Annotated in this window: 12 protein-coding genes; 7 read left to right on the top strand and 5 right to left on the bottom strand. The window is 70.4% G+C overall.

Annotated elements, in window-relative coordinates:
- Positions 1–30 precede the first annotated feature (30 nt).
- The 3 genes from P6F26_RS05195 to P6F26_RS05185 form a co-directional block, all read right to left on the bottom strand.
- The gene (locus P6F26_RS05195; RefSeq protein WP_278027592.1) at positions 31–2,745 is read right to left on the bottom strand and encodes a cation-translocating P-type ATPase; all 2,715 of its coding nucleotides are present in this window, start codon (positions 2,743–2,745) and stop codon (positions 31–33) included.
- Between the two features lie 278 nt (positions 2,746–3,023).
- On the bottom strand, positions 3,024–3,323 hold the full coding sequence (locus P6F26_RS05190; protein WP_278027591.1) for a hypothetical protein: 300 nt from the start codon (positions 3,321–3,323) through the stop codon (positions 3,024–3,026).
- 49 nt (positions 3,324–3,372) lie between these two features.
- The gene (locus tag P6F26_RS05185; protein ID WP_278027590.1) at positions 3,373–4,293 is read right to left on the bottom strand and encodes a LysR family transcriptional regulator; all 921 of its coding nucleotides are present in this window, start codon (positions 4,291–4,293) and stop codon (positions 3,373–3,375) included.
- 137 nt (positions 4,294–4,430) lie between these two features.
- On the opposite strand from P6F26_RS05185, the gene P6F26_RS05180 reads away from it, so the two are divergent.
- Complete coding sequence (locus tag P6F26_RS05180; RefSeq protein WP_278027589.1) at positions 4,431–5,243, top strand: class II aldolase/adducin family protein; 813 nt, start codon at positions 4,431–4,433, stop codon at positions 5,241–5,243.
- Positions 5,244–5,256: 13 nt separating this feature from the next.
- Here the strand turns inward: P6F26_RS05180 and P6F26_RS05175 are convergent, their stop codons facing one another.
- Positions 5,257–6,144 carry a LysR family transcriptional regulator gene (locus P6F26_RS05175; protein WP_278027588.1) on the bottom strand — a complete coding sequence of 296 codons (888 nt, stop codon included), beginning with the start codon at positions 6,142–6,144 and terminating at the stop codon, positions 5,257–5,259.
- A 130-nt stretch (positions 6,145–6,274) separates the two neighbouring features.
- Here P6F26_RS05175 and urtA point away from each other — a divergent pair, with 130 nt between their 5' ends.
- The 5 genes from urtA to urtE all read left to right on the top strand — a co-directional run bounded on the left by urtA (position 6,275) and on the right by urtE (position 12,188).
- The gene (gene urtA / locus P6F26_RS05170) at positions 6,275–7,540 is read left to right on the top strand and encodes an urea ABC transporter substrate-binding protein (protein WP_278027587.1); all 1,266 of its coding nucleotides are present in this window, start codon (positions 6,275–6,277) and stop codon (positions 7,538–7,540) included.
- A gap of 64 nt (positions 7,541–7,604) precedes the next feature.
- Positions 7,605–9,572, top strand: a complete 1,968-nt coding sequence (gene urtB, locus P6F26_RS05165; RefSeq protein ID WP_278027586.1) for an urea ABC transporter permease subunit UrtB — start codon at positions 7,605–7,607, stop codon at positions 9,570–9,572.
- A 4-nt stretch (positions 9,573–9,576) separates the two neighbouring features.
- Positions 9,577–10,746, top strand: a complete 1,170-nt coding sequence (gene urtC, locus P6F26_RS05160) for an urea ABC transporter permease subunit UrtC (RefSeq protein ID WP_278027585.1) — start codon at positions 9,577–9,579, stop codon at positions 10,744–10,746.
- On the top strand, positions 10,743–11,483 hold the full coding sequence (gene urtD / locus P6F26_RS05155) for an urea ABC transporter ATP-binding protein UrtD (RefSeq protein WP_278027584.1): 741 nt from the start codon (positions 10,743–10,745) through the stop codon (positions 11,481–11,483). Before urtC ends, urtD begins: the two co-directional genes overlap by 4 nt.
- 3 nt (positions 11,484–11,486) lie before the next feature.
- Positions 11,487–12,188 (top strand): urea ABC transporter ATP-binding subunit UrtE, encoded by a 702-nt coding sequence (urtE, locus tag P6F26_RS05150; RefSeq protein WP_278027583.1) that lies wholly within the window; start codon positions 11,487–11,489, stop codon positions 12,186–12,188.
- A gap of 86 nt (positions 12,189–12,274) precedes the next feature.
- Here urtE and P6F26_RS05145 read toward each other — a convergent pair whose 3' ends face one another.
- Positions 12,275–13,339 carry a dipeptidase gene (locus tag P6F26_RS05145; RefSeq protein WP_278027582.1) on the bottom strand — a complete coding sequence of 355 codons (1,065 nt, stop codon included), beginning with the start codon at positions 13,337–13,339 and terminating at the stop codon, positions 12,275–12,277.
- A gap of 483 nt (positions 13,340–13,822) precedes the next feature.
- Here P6F26_RS05145 and P6F26_RS05140 point away from each other — a divergent pair, with 483 nt between their 5' ends.
- Positions 13,823–14,530 (top strand): spermidine synthase, encoded by a 708-nt coding sequence (locus P6F26_RS05140; RefSeq protein ID WP_278027581.1) that lies wholly within the window; start codon positions 13,823–13,825, stop codon positions 14,528–14,530.
- Positions 14,531–15,099: the final 569 nt, after the last annotated feature.

The following is a 15,099-nucleotide window of genomic DNA, read 5'->3' as shown; positions in this document are numbered from 1 at the left end:
CGGCGCCACGACATGACGCCGGGCGGGGTCTCAGCCGTCCTCCGGGGCGGGACGGAACCGGCGGAACGGCGCGAGCTTGGCGAGTTGCCCCACGACGAGAGGCGCGAGGCTGCCCGCCGCGATGAGGGCCCAGCCCTCGGCGCTTGGCGGCACCGTGCCCAGCACCGCGCCCAGGCCGGGCAGCCAGGCCGCGGCGAGCGTCAGCGCCGTGCCGATGGTCAGCGCGATCCAGACGAAGACGTTGGTCGTGACCTCGTTGCGCAACACGGGCGAGCGGGCGTCGCGCATGTTGAAGACGTGCCATAGCCGCGCGAAGGCGAAGGTGAGAAACGAGATCGTCACCGCCTCCGACGCGCCGAGGCCGAGCCGGAAGGCCATCCAGAAGACCGCCAGCGCCGAAAGGCCGATCACCGCCCCGTAGCCGCCGATGACGCCCCAGTGGGCGCGGGTGAGGATCGGCTCGCGGGGATCGCGGGGCGGCCGGCTCATGACGTCCGTCCTGTCGCCGCCGACGCCCAGCGCGAGGGCGGGGAACACGTCGGAGATGATGTTGATGTAGAGGATCTGCAGGGGCAGGAGCGGCAGGGGCGCGTTCAGGAGCGCCACGAGCGAGACGGCGAAGATCTCGCCGGTATTGCCCGAGAGCATGTAGATCACGAACTTGCGGATGTTGCCGAAGATCGTGCGGCCCTGCCGGATCGCCTCGACGATGCTGGCGAAACTGTCGTCGCGCAGGACCATGTCGGCGGCCTCGCGCGCGACCTCGGTGCCGCGGCGGCCCATGGCGACGCCGATGTCGGCCTTCTTGAGCGCGGGCGCGTCATTGACGCCGTCGCCGGTCATCGCCACCACCCGGCCCGCATCCTGGTAGACCTGGATCAGGTCGAGCTTCTGGCCGGGATCGAAGCGGGCGAAGATCGCCGTCTCGAGTATGCGCCGCCGGTCGCTTTCGGACAGCGCGCCGGCTGGCTTCATGTCGCTGCCGGGCATGACGTCCGCCTTGTCGCCGTCGTCGACGAGGCCCACGGCATGGGCGATGGCGCGGGCCGTGCTGGGCTGGTCGCCGGTGACCATGACGGCGTGGATGCCGGCCTCCCGGCATTCCTCGACGGCCTTGCGCACCTCGGCGCGCGGCGGATCGAGAAGACCCACGAGGCCCACGAGCGTCAGCCCGTCATAGGGATCTCCGTCTGGGCCCGGGACGGTCTTCTCGGCCAGCGCGAGGGCGCGCAGGCCCTCGGCCGCGGTCTCCTCGTTGCGCGTCAGCCACGCCTTGCGGCCGGCATCGTCGAGCGGTCGGCGCGCGTCGCCGTCGAGGACGTGGCTCGACGCCTCGATCACCGCCTCGGGCGCACCCTTCACGGTGACGCGGACCTCGTCCCCGGCCTCGTGGAAGGTGGCCATCATCTTGACGGCGGGATCGAAGTCCTCGCGCCGCAGCTCGGGCCATGTCCCCGTAAGCTCCTCGCGCGAGAGACCCGCGCGGAGGCCGCCCTCGAGCAGCGCGACCTCCATCGGGTCGCCCGAAGCGCGCGCGGGCGGGTCCTTTCCGTCACCCTCGGCGCCCGCATCGGCGCCAAGCCGGGCGGCGTTGCACAGCACCCCAACCTCCAGCGCCCGCCGCACCGGGCCGCGCGCCGATGGGTCCACCTCGCGGCCCTCGCGCCGGAAGGCCGCGCCGTCCTCGCCGGGCACCTCGACGTCGCCCCCGGGCAGCGCGATCCGGGCGAGCGTCATGCGGTTCTCGGTCAGCGTTCCGGTCTTGTCCGAGCAGATCACGTTCGTCGCGCCGAGCGTCTCGACCGCCGACAGCCGCTCGATCAGCGCATTGCGCCGCGCCAGCCGCCACATGCCGCGGGCCAGCGCCACGCTCGCGACGATCGGCAGGCCTTCGGGCACGGCGGCCACGACCAGCGCGACGCCGGTCTCGACCATCACGAAGAGGTCGCGCCCAGCCACGATGCCGATGACCGAGGTCACGGCGGCGACGACGACGATGACCAGAAGCAGCCTGCGCGCCAGCCGGTCGAGGCGCCGTTCCAGCGGCGTCTGCTCGCTGGCGGCCTCCTCGGCGAGATGCGAGATGCGGCCGAGCTCGGTCTCCATGCCCGTGGCGACCACGACGCCAAGGGCGCTTCCGTTGCCGACCGAGGTGCCCTTGTAGGCCATGTTGCTGCGCGCGGCGAGCTCCACGTCGCCCTCCAGGGTGTCCGTCGTCTTGCCCTGCGGCACCGGCTCGCCGGTCAGCGTGGACTGGTTCACGCGCAGGTTTCCCGCCTCCACCAGCCTCAGGTCGGCCGGTACGATGTCGCCCGCCTTCAGAAGCACCATGTCGCCCGGCACGAGGTTGGCCGCGTCGATGTCGCGCTCGCGGCCGCCGCGGCGCACGCGCGCCGAGATGCGCTCCATCTCGCGCAGGGCTTCCATCGACCGGGTGGCGTGAAGTTCGGTGAAGAACCCCACGCCGGCGTTGATCGCGACCGCCACGAGGATGGCGGCCCCCTGCACGATCTCGGAGAACGCGAAGGACAGGGCGGCGGCGCCGAACAGGATGGCGAAGATCAGGCTCTTGAACTGATCGGCGAGAATGCGCCACGCGGAGCGGTGCCGCGCCGTTTCCAGCCGGTTGTGGCCATGCTTGCGGAGCCGCTTGCGCGCCTCTTGGGCGGAAAGGCCACGGGCGGGATCGACGCCCTGCGCCTCGAGCGTCCTGCTTGCGGTTTCGCGGTAGGCTTCCGCGGCCATGCCCCTGCCGTCCGCCGCGTCCGTCATGCGGCGCGGCGGCGGTCAGATGCCGCGCCGGGCGCGCGCTTTCGCGGTGGCGCCATGCGTGGGGCGAGGGATGCGCGCTTGACGACGCTTTCCCCTGACGCGCCGGGACTGGGACCGGCGTGGCGGATGGCGCGGCCGCGTGGCGTGAGCCGTGTCATGCCCCTTGTCCTTCGAGGTGGCGTCTCCTCTCAAACCCCCTGTTCGCGCGAAGGTTCCTGCGACAGGCCCCGCACCCTGCGAGCGATCCCCCTTCAGGTGAGCGACAACACCGCCATGAGGGCGAGCGTGACGACCCGCGCCGCGTCCGCGATCACGGGCGTGCCATCGTAATGCGCGGCGGATCGGAAGACCGCGACGGTGGCGAGAAGGTTGTAGGGCAGCGAGATCCCGTAACCGGCGGCGAAGGCGAGCCACGGAAGCCCCAGCGACACGAGCGCGAGGAAGGCGACGCTCGTCAGGACGTTGACGACGAGCCCCACGGTGACGGCCCAGGTCCAGAATGCCTCGCGCAGGGGCAACTGGCCGAGGGCGAGGGCGCGCAGGCGCCTCATCGCGCCGCGGCCTCCGGCGTGCCGGGGCGGTCGTGGCGCGCGGGGCCGGTCATGCGCCCTCCGCCTCCCAGTCGGGCGCGCGGAACGCTTCGGCCACGAAATCGATGAAGTTGCGGATGCGCGGGACAAGGTGCCGGTCGGGCAGGAACACCGCGTTGATGGCCGTGGCGTCGCCGGGCGCATGATCGGGCAGCAGGCGCACGAGCCGTCCGCCCTCGATGGCCGGCCGCGCGAGATGCTCGGCCACGCGCATCACCCCGAAACCCGCGAGGCACATCTCGAAAAGGGACATGCCCTGGTTGCCCCGGAAGCGTCCGCGCGCGCGGAAGGTCGTCGTCCGGCCGTCCTTCACGAAGGTCCAGCGGTTCAGGTGCTCGCGGCTTCCGTCCCACGCGATGCAGGGCATCCGGGACAGGTCCTCGACGGTCGCCGGCGCGCCGTGCCGCGCGACGAGATCGGGGGCCGCCACGACCACGCGCCTCAGCCCGCAGATCCGGCGATGCATGAGGCCCGAATCCGACAGCGTTCCCATCCGGATCGCGACGTCGATGCCGCCCTCGATCAGGTTCTCGTGGTCGTCGGTCAGGCGCAGGTCGAGCGACAGGTTGGGATGGCGCGCGAGGAAGGCGGGGATCAGCGGCGTGATCCGGTCAAGCCCGAAGGCGATCGGGGCCGAGACCCTGAGACGTCCGTCGATGCGCGCCTCCTCGCGCTGCCAGTCGGCCTCGGCCGCCTCGAGCGCGCCGATCACCCGGCAGGCGGCGTCGAGAAAGCGCTCGCCTTCGGGTGTCAGGCGGTGGCCGCGCGTGGTGCGGTGCAGCAGCGTCGCGCCCAGCCGCGCCTCGAGCCGCTGCACGGTCTGGCTGACGAAGGGCTGGCTCGCGCCGAGGCGATGGGCCGCCGCGGTGAAGCCGCCGCTTTCCACGACCGCGCGGAAGACGCGCATCTCGATCAGCCGGTCATCCCTCATCCGCACCGCCTCCCAGCCCGAGAAATGGCAATAACTGTTATTGCCATCACAGCATTGATCCGATCCGCCCGCGTTTTCAATATCGCGCATCAGGGCCGGCCCCGCCGCTTGGCCCGTATGGAGGGAGGACCACGAACATGCTCGATCTCGGCAACCGCGTCTCGATCTATCAGCCGGAACAGGACGGCCTGATCTTTCCCGAACTGCCCGACTTCGCCTCGGTCGAGGACGAGCGCAGGCATCGCAAGGAACGCCTCGTCGCCGCCTGCCGCTTCTTCGCGCAGCAGGGCTTCGACTACGGGTTCGCAGGCCACCTCACGGTGCGCGACCCCGAACGCCCCGAGCTCTACTGGACGAACCCGATGTGCGTCCATTTCGACAAGGTGAAGATGTCGAACCTGATCCTCGTCGATCACGAGGGCACGGTGATCGAGGGCCGCCACGCGGTGAACCGCGCGGGCTTCGTGCTGCACGCGAACGTGCACGAGGCGCATCCGGACATCATCGCCATGTGCCACGCGCACACCGTCCACGGAACCGCGTGGTGCGCGACGGGCCGGCCGATCGACCCGATCACGCAGGACGCCTGCGCCTTCTTCGAGGATCACGTCGTGATCGGCGAACAGGGCGGCGCCGTGGCAGTCGAGAACCATGCCGGTTCGGACGTCGCGAAGGCCTTCAAGGGCGTGAAGGCCGCGCTGCACCAGAACCACGGGCTTCTGACCGCGAGCCGCCACTCGATCGACAGCGCCGCGTTCTGGTTCATGGCGCTGGAGCGCTGCTGCCGGCAGCAGCTGGACATCGCGGCGTCCGGCATCGAGCCGATCCGCATCCCCGAGGAGCGCGCCCGCTACAGCCGCGAGCATGTCGGCAGCGAATACATCGGCTGGCTGCATTTCCAGACCGTCTGGAACCAGCTCTCCGAGGATCAGCCGGACATGTTCGACTAGGCTGAGGGCGCGCTCAGGTTCGCGCCTCGCCGGGACCGCGGGCCTCGTCGAGGCGACGTTGCAGGAGCGTCAGGAACGCCTGCGCGGGCCGTATCATCGGCACGCGCGCGGCGCGCAGGACGCAAAGCTGAACCTCGCCCAGCGGCAGGGACAGGCGGCGGATCCCCGGCGCGGGCGCGGCCTCGAACAGGGTATCGGGAAAGATCGCCACGCGCGACGTTCCCGCAAGCTGCTGGGCCACCTGCGCGGCGGGCAGCGCCGAGACGGTCCGCACCGACAGCCGGTGCCGGCGCATCAGGTGGCTGACCGCCACACGCGAGCCCGACCCGTCGAGCGGCAGCAGAAGCCGCCGCGAAACCAGGTCCCACAGCCCCTTGGTCTCCGCCGGGGACGCGGTGCCCTCCCACGCGGCGAGGGGCAGCCGCTGGGCGTGCAGAACCTGCGTCGCATCGTCGGTTTCGGGATTGCTCAGAAGGGCGAGGTCCGCCTCGCGGCGGTGCAGGGGCGCGGCGCTCTCGGCGGTGGCGATGCTGACCGACACGCCCGGAAAGGCGTCCTCGAACTCGCGGACCGACGCCAGCACCAGTCCCGCCCCGAGGTCCGATCCGAAGGCGAGGCGCAACTCGCCGCTCAACCCCTCGCGCAGGTTCGCAAGCTGCGTGCGGAAATCGTCGAATTCGGTCAGGTGCCGGTCGAGCATGTCCAGCAGCAGCTCGCCCGCAGTGGTCAGCCGCACACCGCCCGGAACCCTGTCGAACACCGGCAGGCCCAGCTCGTCCTCGAAGCCCTGCACCGACCTGTTGAGCGCCGAGGGCGAAATCGCAAGGATTTCAGCGGCCTTGCGGATCGAACCCGTCCTCTGGATCAGGCGGATCGCCCGGTAGATCCTCAGATGCCGCATCCGTCCCCCGCGCCCGCGGTGCATTAATTGCACCACCATGCCGCCAATTTAGCGGCAGACAACACAGGGTCAATGCGGGTTCCCTATGCTGCGGCAGCAAAACGACTGCTCGAGAACTGGGGACGAATTCATGAAAAAACTACTTCTTGCCAGCGCCTTGTCGGCGGTGACGGCCCATGCCGCAGGTGCGGAGATCCGAGTCGGGGTCCTGCATTCGACGACCGGCACGATGGCGATTTCGGAGACCACGCTGCGTGACGTGATGCTGATGATGATCGAGCAGCAGAACGCGGCCGGCGGTCTTCTGGGACAGGAGCTGGTGCCCGTGGTCGTCGACGGCGCGTCGGACTGGCCGACCTACGCCGAGCGCACGCGCGAGCTTCTGACCGTCGAGGACGTGGACGTCATCTTCTGCTGCTGGACCTCGACCAGCCGCAAGGCGATCCTGCCGGTCGTCGAGGAACTGAACGGCCTCGTGTTCTACCCCGTGCAGTACGAGGGCGAGGAAAGCTCGCGCAACGTGTTCTACACCGGCGCCGCCCCGAACCAGCAGGCGATCCCCGCCGTCGACTACTTCCTCGAGGAGCTGGGCGTGGAGACCTTCGCGCTCCTGGGCACCGACTACGTCTATCCGCGCACGACGAACCGCATCCTCGAGCAATACCTGCTCGACGCCGGCATCCCGGCGGAGAACATCTTCGTCAACTACACGCCCTTCGGCCACTCCGACTGGTCCTCGATCGTGGGCGACGTGGTGGCGCTCGGCGAGGGCGGGCAGCAGGTCGGCGTGATCTCGACGATCAACGGCGACGCCAATGTCGGCTTCTACAATGAGCTTGCCGCGCAGGGCGTGACGGCCGACGACATCCCCGTCGTCGCCTTCTCGGTCGGCGAGGAGGAGCTTTCGGGCCTCGACACCGGCCCGCTCGAGGGACACCTCGCCGCCTGGAACTACTTCCAGTCCGCCGACACCGAGGCGAACGAGGCGTTCATCGCCGCGTGGCACGAATTCACGGGCGACGACACGCGCGTGACGAACGACCCGATGGAGGCCCACTACATCGGCTTCAACATGTGGGTTCAGGCCGTCGAGGCTGCGGGCACCACCGACGTCGACGCGGTGCGCGATGCGATGTACGGCCTTCAGGTCCCGAACCTCACCGGCGGGATGGCCGAGATGCTGCCGAACCACCACCTGACGAAGCCCGTCCTGATCGGCGAGATCACGGCGGACGGCCAGTTCGACATCATCAGCCAGACCGACCCCGTGCCCGGCGACGCATGGACGGATTTCCTCGCGGAATCCGCGGTTCTCATCTCCGACTGGCCCGGCCTCGGATGCGGGATGTACAACACCGAGACGCAGACCTGCGTCCAGCTCGAGTCCAACTACTGATCTCGCTTCCAGCGGCGGCGGGCGGAGGTATTCCGCCCGCCGCCCAACCCGGGCAGTCACCAAGATGATCCGTTACGCATTCGTCGCCCTCGCGGGCGTCCTTTCGCTGTTCTCGCCGTCGCAGGCCCCGGCCCAGCCGGCGGACGGCGCGCTCCAGTCGATCCTCCGGGAAAACGCCGAACTCGTGGCCGACGCCTCGCGCGGGACGGTGCAGGAGGTGCTCGACATCCTCGTGGCGAGCGAGCTTCCCGAGGTCCCGGACTTCCTCGCGACGTGGCAGGCGCGCGAGCTCTACCAGCGCGACAGCGACGGGCTTTTCGTCTACGTCGAGGATCCGGACGCCGATCCGCTGACGCTGCTGGACATATCGACCGGCGAGGTCGTCGGCACGGCGGGCAGCCGCGAGGTGTCGCAGCTGCGGCCGAACCGCGGCGTGCAGGGCGTGATCGCGGCCACCCTCGTTCAGTACCGCCTCACCTCCGAGGACCCGCTGGACCGCCTGGCCGCGCTCGAGTCGATCGAGAACGATCCCGACGAAAGCCACCTCGCCCTCCTTGCAGGGCTGGCCGAAACCGAGGCGGATCCCGACGTGCGCAGCCGGGTCGAGGCGCTTCTGCCCGCGCTCGTCATCGCCTTCGCCGACGACGACGCGCCCCGCATCGAGGCGATCCGGAGCCTCGAGGGCAACGTGAGCCTGACCGCGCGCGCGACGCTGAACCCGCTTCTGGTCACCCGCACCGAGGTGGCCGAGGCGCTGCCACAGGACGCGAACGTCGCGCGCGAGCTGCGGCCGGGCACCGCGGATCTGGGCGCGGCGGAAGCTTACGAGATGCTCGTGGAGGCGGGCCTCGCCCCGGCGCTGATCCCGCGCGACGCGCGCGTGGACGTGCTTGCGGCCAACATCGCGGACGGCGCGGTCGGGGGCGTGCCCGTCAGCGCGCTCGACACCGAGGAGGCGCGCGACCGCGCCTATGCCGCCCTCGTCGCCGAAGGCCTCGCCGCGCCCGTGCCGACCGAGGCCGAGGTCGCCGACGCGCTGCGCGCCTTCGCCTTCTACGAGGTCTACCTCGAGGACAGCGCCGCGGTCACGACCGCCGCCCGCGAGACGCTGGACGGGATCGAGACCCGCGTGGCGTTCTACCGGTTTCTCGACCTGTCGCTCGACGGACTGTCGCTCGCCTCGATCTACTTCCTCGCGGCGATCGGCCTCGCCATCACCTTCGGCGTCATGGGCGTGATCAACATGGCGCATGGCGAATTCATCATGCTGGGCGCCTACACGGGCTACGTGGTGCAGACCGTGGTGCCCAACGAGACCCTCTCGATCGCGCTGGCCATCCCGCTCGCCTTCCTCGTGACCTTCGCCGCGGGCGTCGCGATGGAGCGCTCGGTGATCAGGTGGCTCTACCACCGCCCACTCGAAACGCTGCTCGCGACCTTCGGCATCTCCATCGCGCTGCAGCAGATCGTCCGCCTCGTGTTCGGGGCGCTCACCCAGCCGCTGACGCCGCCCGACTGGCTCGCGGGGTCGGTCGCGCTGAACGACGTGGTCTCGATCAGCTCGATCCGCATCGCGATCTTCATCCTCGGCGCGGTCTTCTTCGTGCTGCTGTGGCTGGTGCTGAACCGCACCAGGCTGGGGCTCGAGGTGCGGGCGGTCACGCAGAACCCGCGCATGGCGGCGTCGATGGGCGTCAATCCCGACCGCATCAACATGCTGACCTTCGGCCTCGGATCCGGGATCGCGGGGATCGCGGGCGTCGCCATCGGCCTCTTCGCGCAGGTCGTCCCGGACCTCGGCGCCAACTACATCGTCCAGAGCTTTATGACCGTGGTCGTGGGGGGCGTGGGCAACATCTTCGGCACGCTGATCGGCGCCGGAATGATCGGCGGCTTCCAGAAGTTCGTCGAATGGCTCAACCCGTCCAACACACTCGCGGCGCAGACCTACATGATCCTCTTCGTGATCCTCTTCATCCAGTTCCGGCCGAGGGGCATCATCGCCCTGCGCGGACGCGCGGCGGGGGACTGAGGCGATGGAGGGCTCGATCTTCACGCGGAACCGTTCGGTCCCGATCTTCATCGCGGCGCTCACGCTTCTGGCGCTCGGCGTCACGGTGATGTCCGAGGCCTACGGCACCGGCGCGATGTCGGTCAGCTTCACCAAGGTGCTGGGCATGACGCTGTGCCTGTGCCTCGCGGCGCTGGCGATGGATCTCGTCTGGGGCTATTGCGGCATCCTCTCGCTGGGGCATTTCGCCTTCTTCGGGCTCGGAGGCTACATGATCGGCATGTGGCTGATGACCGCCCGGACCGAGGCCGTGGTGCGCGCGAACCTCGCCGAGGGCGTCATCCCGCCGACCGAGGCCGAGATCAGCCAGGCCACGGCGCTCCAGATATTCTCGGTCGTCGGGGCCGAGGACTGGCCGTGGATGTGGGCCGTCTCGGACAGCCTCGCGCTCAGCCTCTTGCTTGTGGTGCTGGTGCCCGGCGCGCTCGCCCTCGTGTTCGGCTGGCTCGCCTTCCGCAGCAGGGTCACGGGCGTCTACCTGTCGATCCTGACGCAGGCCATGACGCTGGCGCTGTCGCTCTACCTGTTCCAGAACGACAGCGGCCTGCGTGGCAACAACGGCCTGTCGGGCCTGCAGAACATTCCCGGCCTCGAGGGCGTCGGGCAGGCCCGCCTTTCGGTCTGGTTCTTCTGGGGCTCGGCGCTGGCGCTCGGGCTCGCCTATGTCGGCGCGGCCTGGCTGGTGTCGGGCAAGTTCGGCAACATCGTGCGCGGCGTGCGCGACGACGAGCAGCGCGTGCGCTTCCTCGGCTACAGGGTCGAGGGATACAAGCTGTTCGTCTTCACCCTGACCGCAATCCTCTGCGGCGTCGCGGGCGCGCTCTACTATCCGCAGGCGGGCATCATCAACCCGGACGAAATTGCGCCGATCGCCTCGATCTACCTTGCCGTGTGGGTCGCCATCGGCGGGCGCGGCCGCCTCTATGGCGCGGTCATAGGGGCCGCCGTCGTGTCGCTTCTGTCGACCTACTTCACCGGCGGCCGCGCCCCGGACGTGGACCTTGGCTTCTACAGGATCGAGTGGGTGGACTGGTGGCCCGTGCTGCTGGGCCTCGGCTTCGTCCTCGTCACGCTCTTCGCGCCCAAGGGCCTTGGCGGGCTGGTGGACTACATCGTCAGGAAGGACCGGACATGAGCACGCTTCTGGAGGTGCAGGGCATTTCGGTCACGTTCGACGGGTTCCGCGCGATCAACAACCTCAGCTTCACCATCGGCCAGCCCGAGATGCGGGCGGTGATCGGGCCAAACGGGGCGGGCAAGACGACCTTCATGGACATCGTCACCGGCAAGACCCGGCCCGACACCGGCACGGTGCGCTGGGGCGAGATGGGCCATTCCCTCCTGTCCATGTCCGAGGCGCAGATCGCGCAGGCGGGCGTCGGCCGCAAGTTCCAGCGCCCGACGGTGTTCGAGGACCAGAGCGTGCGGGACAACCTGCGCCTCTCGCTGAAGAAGCCGCGCGGGCCGCTCGCCGCGCTGTTCGACCGGCTGACCGAGGCCGACCGCGAGCGCATCGACGCGATCGCCGCCGAGATCGGGCTGTCGGCGCATCTCGACCGGCAGGCCGGCATCCTCAGCCACGGGCAGAAGCAGTGGCTGGAAATCGGCATGCTGCTGGCGCAGGACCCGAGGCTTCTGCTCGTGGACGAGCCCGCCGCCGGCATGACGTCCGAGGAACGGGAGCACACGACCGCGCTTCTGAAGCGGCTGGCGCAGACCCATGCGGTCGTGGTGGTCGAGCACGACATGGAATTCGTCCGCCGCCTCGACTGCCGGGTGACGGTCCTGCACGAGGGATCGGTCATCGCCGAGGGCTCGCTCGACCATGTCATGGACGACGAGCGCGTCATCGAAGTCTACCTGGGGCGCTGAGAGATGCTGGAAACCCGCGACCTGACCCTGCACTACGGCGGAAGCCGGATCCTCAACGGCATCACGCTCGAGGCGAAGCGCGGCGAAGTGACCTGCGTGATGGGCACGAACGGCGTCGGCAAGACGTCCCTGATGAAGGCGATCTCGGGCACGCACCAGCGCTCGGGCGGCGAGATCGTCTTCGAGGGACGGACCCTGCCCCGGCTGCCGTCGCACAAGCTGGCGCAGATGGGGGTGGGCTATGTCCCGCAGGGCCGGATGATCTTTCCGCTGCTGAGCGTGCGCGAGAACCTCGAGATCGGGCTTGCCTGCCTGCCCAAGTCCGAGCGGCGCGTGCCCGACCGCATATGGGAGATGTTTCCCGTCCTGAAGGACATGCAGGGCAGGCGCGGCGGCGACCTTTCGGGCGGTCAGCAGCAGCAGCTCGCCATCGGCCGCGCGCTGGTGACGCGCCCGAAGCTTCTTTTGATGGACGAGCCGACCGAGGGCATCCAGCCGAACATCATCCAGCTCATCGGCCGGGTGATCGAGCAGCTTCGCGCCGAGGGCGAGATGGCGATCGTGCTGGTCGAGCAGTATTTCGACTTCGCCTTCGGCCTCGCCGACCGCTTCTACGTCCTCAGCCGCGGCGCCGTCGTATTCTCGGCGGCCAAGTCCGAGACGACTCGCGAGGCGGTCCAGTCGGCCTTCAGCCTGCAGCGCTAGGCGGGCGGGTTCGTGCCGCAAGCGGCCGGGTCCGGCGCGCCGGCAACCGCTCCACCAGCGCGCGGGTCAGGCGCAGGGGCGCGAGGTCAGCCGAGAACGCGCCCGAGGCAGGCAAGCCAGTTCTCGCGCGCGAGCTTGGCGATCAGCCCCGTGTCGTAGCCATGCGCGGCCATCGCCCCGAACAGCGCGGGCACCCCGGTCACGTCGCCGATCAGGTCGGGCAGCACGCAGCCGTCGAAGTCTGACCCGAGCCCGACATGATCCTCGCCCAGCTCGCCGATCAGGTGATCGAGCTGGCGCAGCATCACCTCCCAGCCGAGGTCCGGCGCCGCCCTGCCGTCGGCATTGAGGTAGAAGGTCGCGAAGTTGAGGCCCACCATGCCGCCCCGCTCGCGGATCATGTGCAACTGCCTGTCCGTGAGGTTGCGCGGCGCGGCGCAGAGCGCGTGCGCGTTGGAATGGGTGGCGACAAGCGGCGCGGAAGACACCTTCGCCACGTCGTCGAACCCCTTCTCGTTCAGGTGCGACAGGTCGATCAGGATGCCCAGCTCGTCGCACAGCCGCACGAGGTCGCGGCCCTTCTCCGTCAGGCCCGGCCCGATGTCCGGCGTGCCCGGAAAGGCCATCGGGATGCCATGCCCGAAGATCGTCGGGCGGCTCCAGACCGGCCCGAGCGACCGCAGGCCCATCTGGTAAAAGAGGTGAAGCGCGTCGAGGTCGGGGCCGATCGCCTCGGCGCCCTCCATGTGCATGACGCCCGCGATGACGCCGGACGTCATCGCCGCGCGGATCTCGGCGACCGACCGGCAGACCCGGAAGTCGCCGGGCGCGGCGCGTTCCATCCAGTGCAGCAGCCCCGCCATGGCGAGGGCTTCGGGCTGCGCCTGGACATGGGTCATCGGTGGCGGCATGGGCAGATCGTAGGGCGGGACGGCCATCAGCGCCCGGAAGTCCGGGGGCGGCCCGCTGGACACCGGCGGCACGAAGATCGCGAAAAGCCCGCCCGCGAACCCCGCGGCCTTCATCCGCGCGAGGTCGAGATGCCCCCGGCCAGCCGTGCCCGGCCACGTCTCCTCGCGCGGGGCTGGCGTCTTCATCAGGCGCAGCAGGAAATCGTTGTGTCCGTCGAAGAAGGGGATCGTGTCCGTCATCGCTGGCTCTCCGTCTCGGATCGGGTCTGGTTGGAAACGAACGCGGGCGCCTTTCGCGGAAGCGGCGCGCGGTCTCCGGCGGCCTTCGTCCCGCGGCGAGGACCAATCCCTCCCCCGGTGTCCGCATCTTGTGCGGCGAGGCGCGCGACAGCCCCCGGGGCGCGGCGCCCGGCGGGACGGACGAGGGGACCTGTGGCGTTGGGCAAGGCCCGGCTCCTGCTGACGCCCGGCGCCGGAAGCGGCCGGGGTGATGCTGCGAGATGGCCGGAACGCCGGGGTCGACGGAAAAGGCCTGGGGCTCGCGGTCGAGCATGTCTTGCACGAAAGCGCGCCGCGCACGAGCCTCATGTGCGCCGCGCGGCTTGCGCGATCGCGGCACCCGGTCGGGAGGTTTTTCACCCGGCGCTGCGTCCGGCACGGTGGACGCCCGCGCCGCCCCGGTGCAGGAGGGGTGTCGGGACGAAACGGCCGGGACAGGATGCGATGCTGCCATGGGTTCACCTCGGAACGGCGATGGCGCCGGACGGCGACACGCTGCGCCTGATGCGGCGCGGCGACGAGTTCTCGATCCGTCTGGAGGGCGGCAACGAGCTGATGAACAGCCGCCTCGGCGGGTCCGAGGAGGCGCTGGCGACGCTTGCCCTCGACCATTTGCGCGACCGCGCCGCGCCGCGACTGCTGATAGGCGGCCTTGGCATGGGCTTCACCCTGCGCGCCGCGCTGGACGCGACCGGACCGGGCGCGCGCCTGACGGTGGCCGAGATCGTGCCCGAGGTCGTCCGATGGGCGCGCGGCGAGATGGCCGAGGTCTTTGCAGGCAGCCTGGACGATCCGCGGGTGGAGCTTCGGACCGGTGACGTCGGCGCGATGATCCGCGAGGCGAAGGCCTCCTTCGACGCCATCCTCCTCGACGTGGACAACGGGCCCGACGGCCTGACCCGGCCCGGCAACGAGGCGCTCTATTCCGAGGCGGGGCTGGAGCGGGTGCGCCGCGCGCTTGCGCCCGGCGGCGTGCTTGCCGTCTGGTCGGCGGCGCCCGACGCGGGCTTCACCCGGCGGCTGGAACGCTGCGGCTTCACCGTGCGGTGCGAGACAGTGCGCGCGGGCCGCACGAAGCGCGGCGCGCGGCACACGATCTGGCTTGCCACGCCCGGGCGGGCCCGATCCGCGGCGGGCGGGCGGGTGCGCTAGGGCTTCCCGCGCCGCGGCGGCGCGTTGCCGCCCTTGCCCGGACGCGCCGACGGCTTTCCGCCGCTTGCGGGGCGTGGACCGGGCTTCCCACCCTGTCCGGACCGCGCGTCGGGCTTGCCGCTCCTGCCGGCGCGCGCGTCGGGTTTTCCCGCGCCGGTCCTGTCGGCCTTGCCCGGCGGCACGAACCGCTTCGAGGTGTCGGAGGCATTGGCCCGAGGCGGAGCGGCCTTGCCCGCGTCGCGCCGGGGGCCGGGCGCTCCGGCGGAGGGCGGCTTGCCGCCTGTCGCGCGCCGGGGCGCGCCCTTGTCGTCCTGCCGGCGTCCACCCGGCTTGCCATCCCCACGCGGCTTTTCCTCCCGGCGCGGCTTGCCCTCCCCGCGCGGCCTGTCGTCGGCTCGCGGCTTGCCCGGACGGGCGCCCTTGCCGGTCCAGGCCTTGACGGCCGGGGTGTGGCGCGGCTTGCGGGGGGGTGCCGCGTCAGCCGTCTCTGGCCCGGGTCCGGGCGCGGGTGCAGGCGCGACGGGCCGCTCCGCGTCCTGCGCCGCCCCGCGCGCATCAGCCGCCGCGCT

Origin of the sequence: Roseicyclus salinarum, from assembly GCF_029624655.1 — a bacterium.
GTDB lineage: Bacteria > Pseudomonadota > Alphaproteobacteria > Rhodobacterales > Rhodobacteraceae > Roseibacterium > Roseibacterium salinarum.
This window is presented reverse-complemented; position numbering and strand designations above follow the sequence as displayed.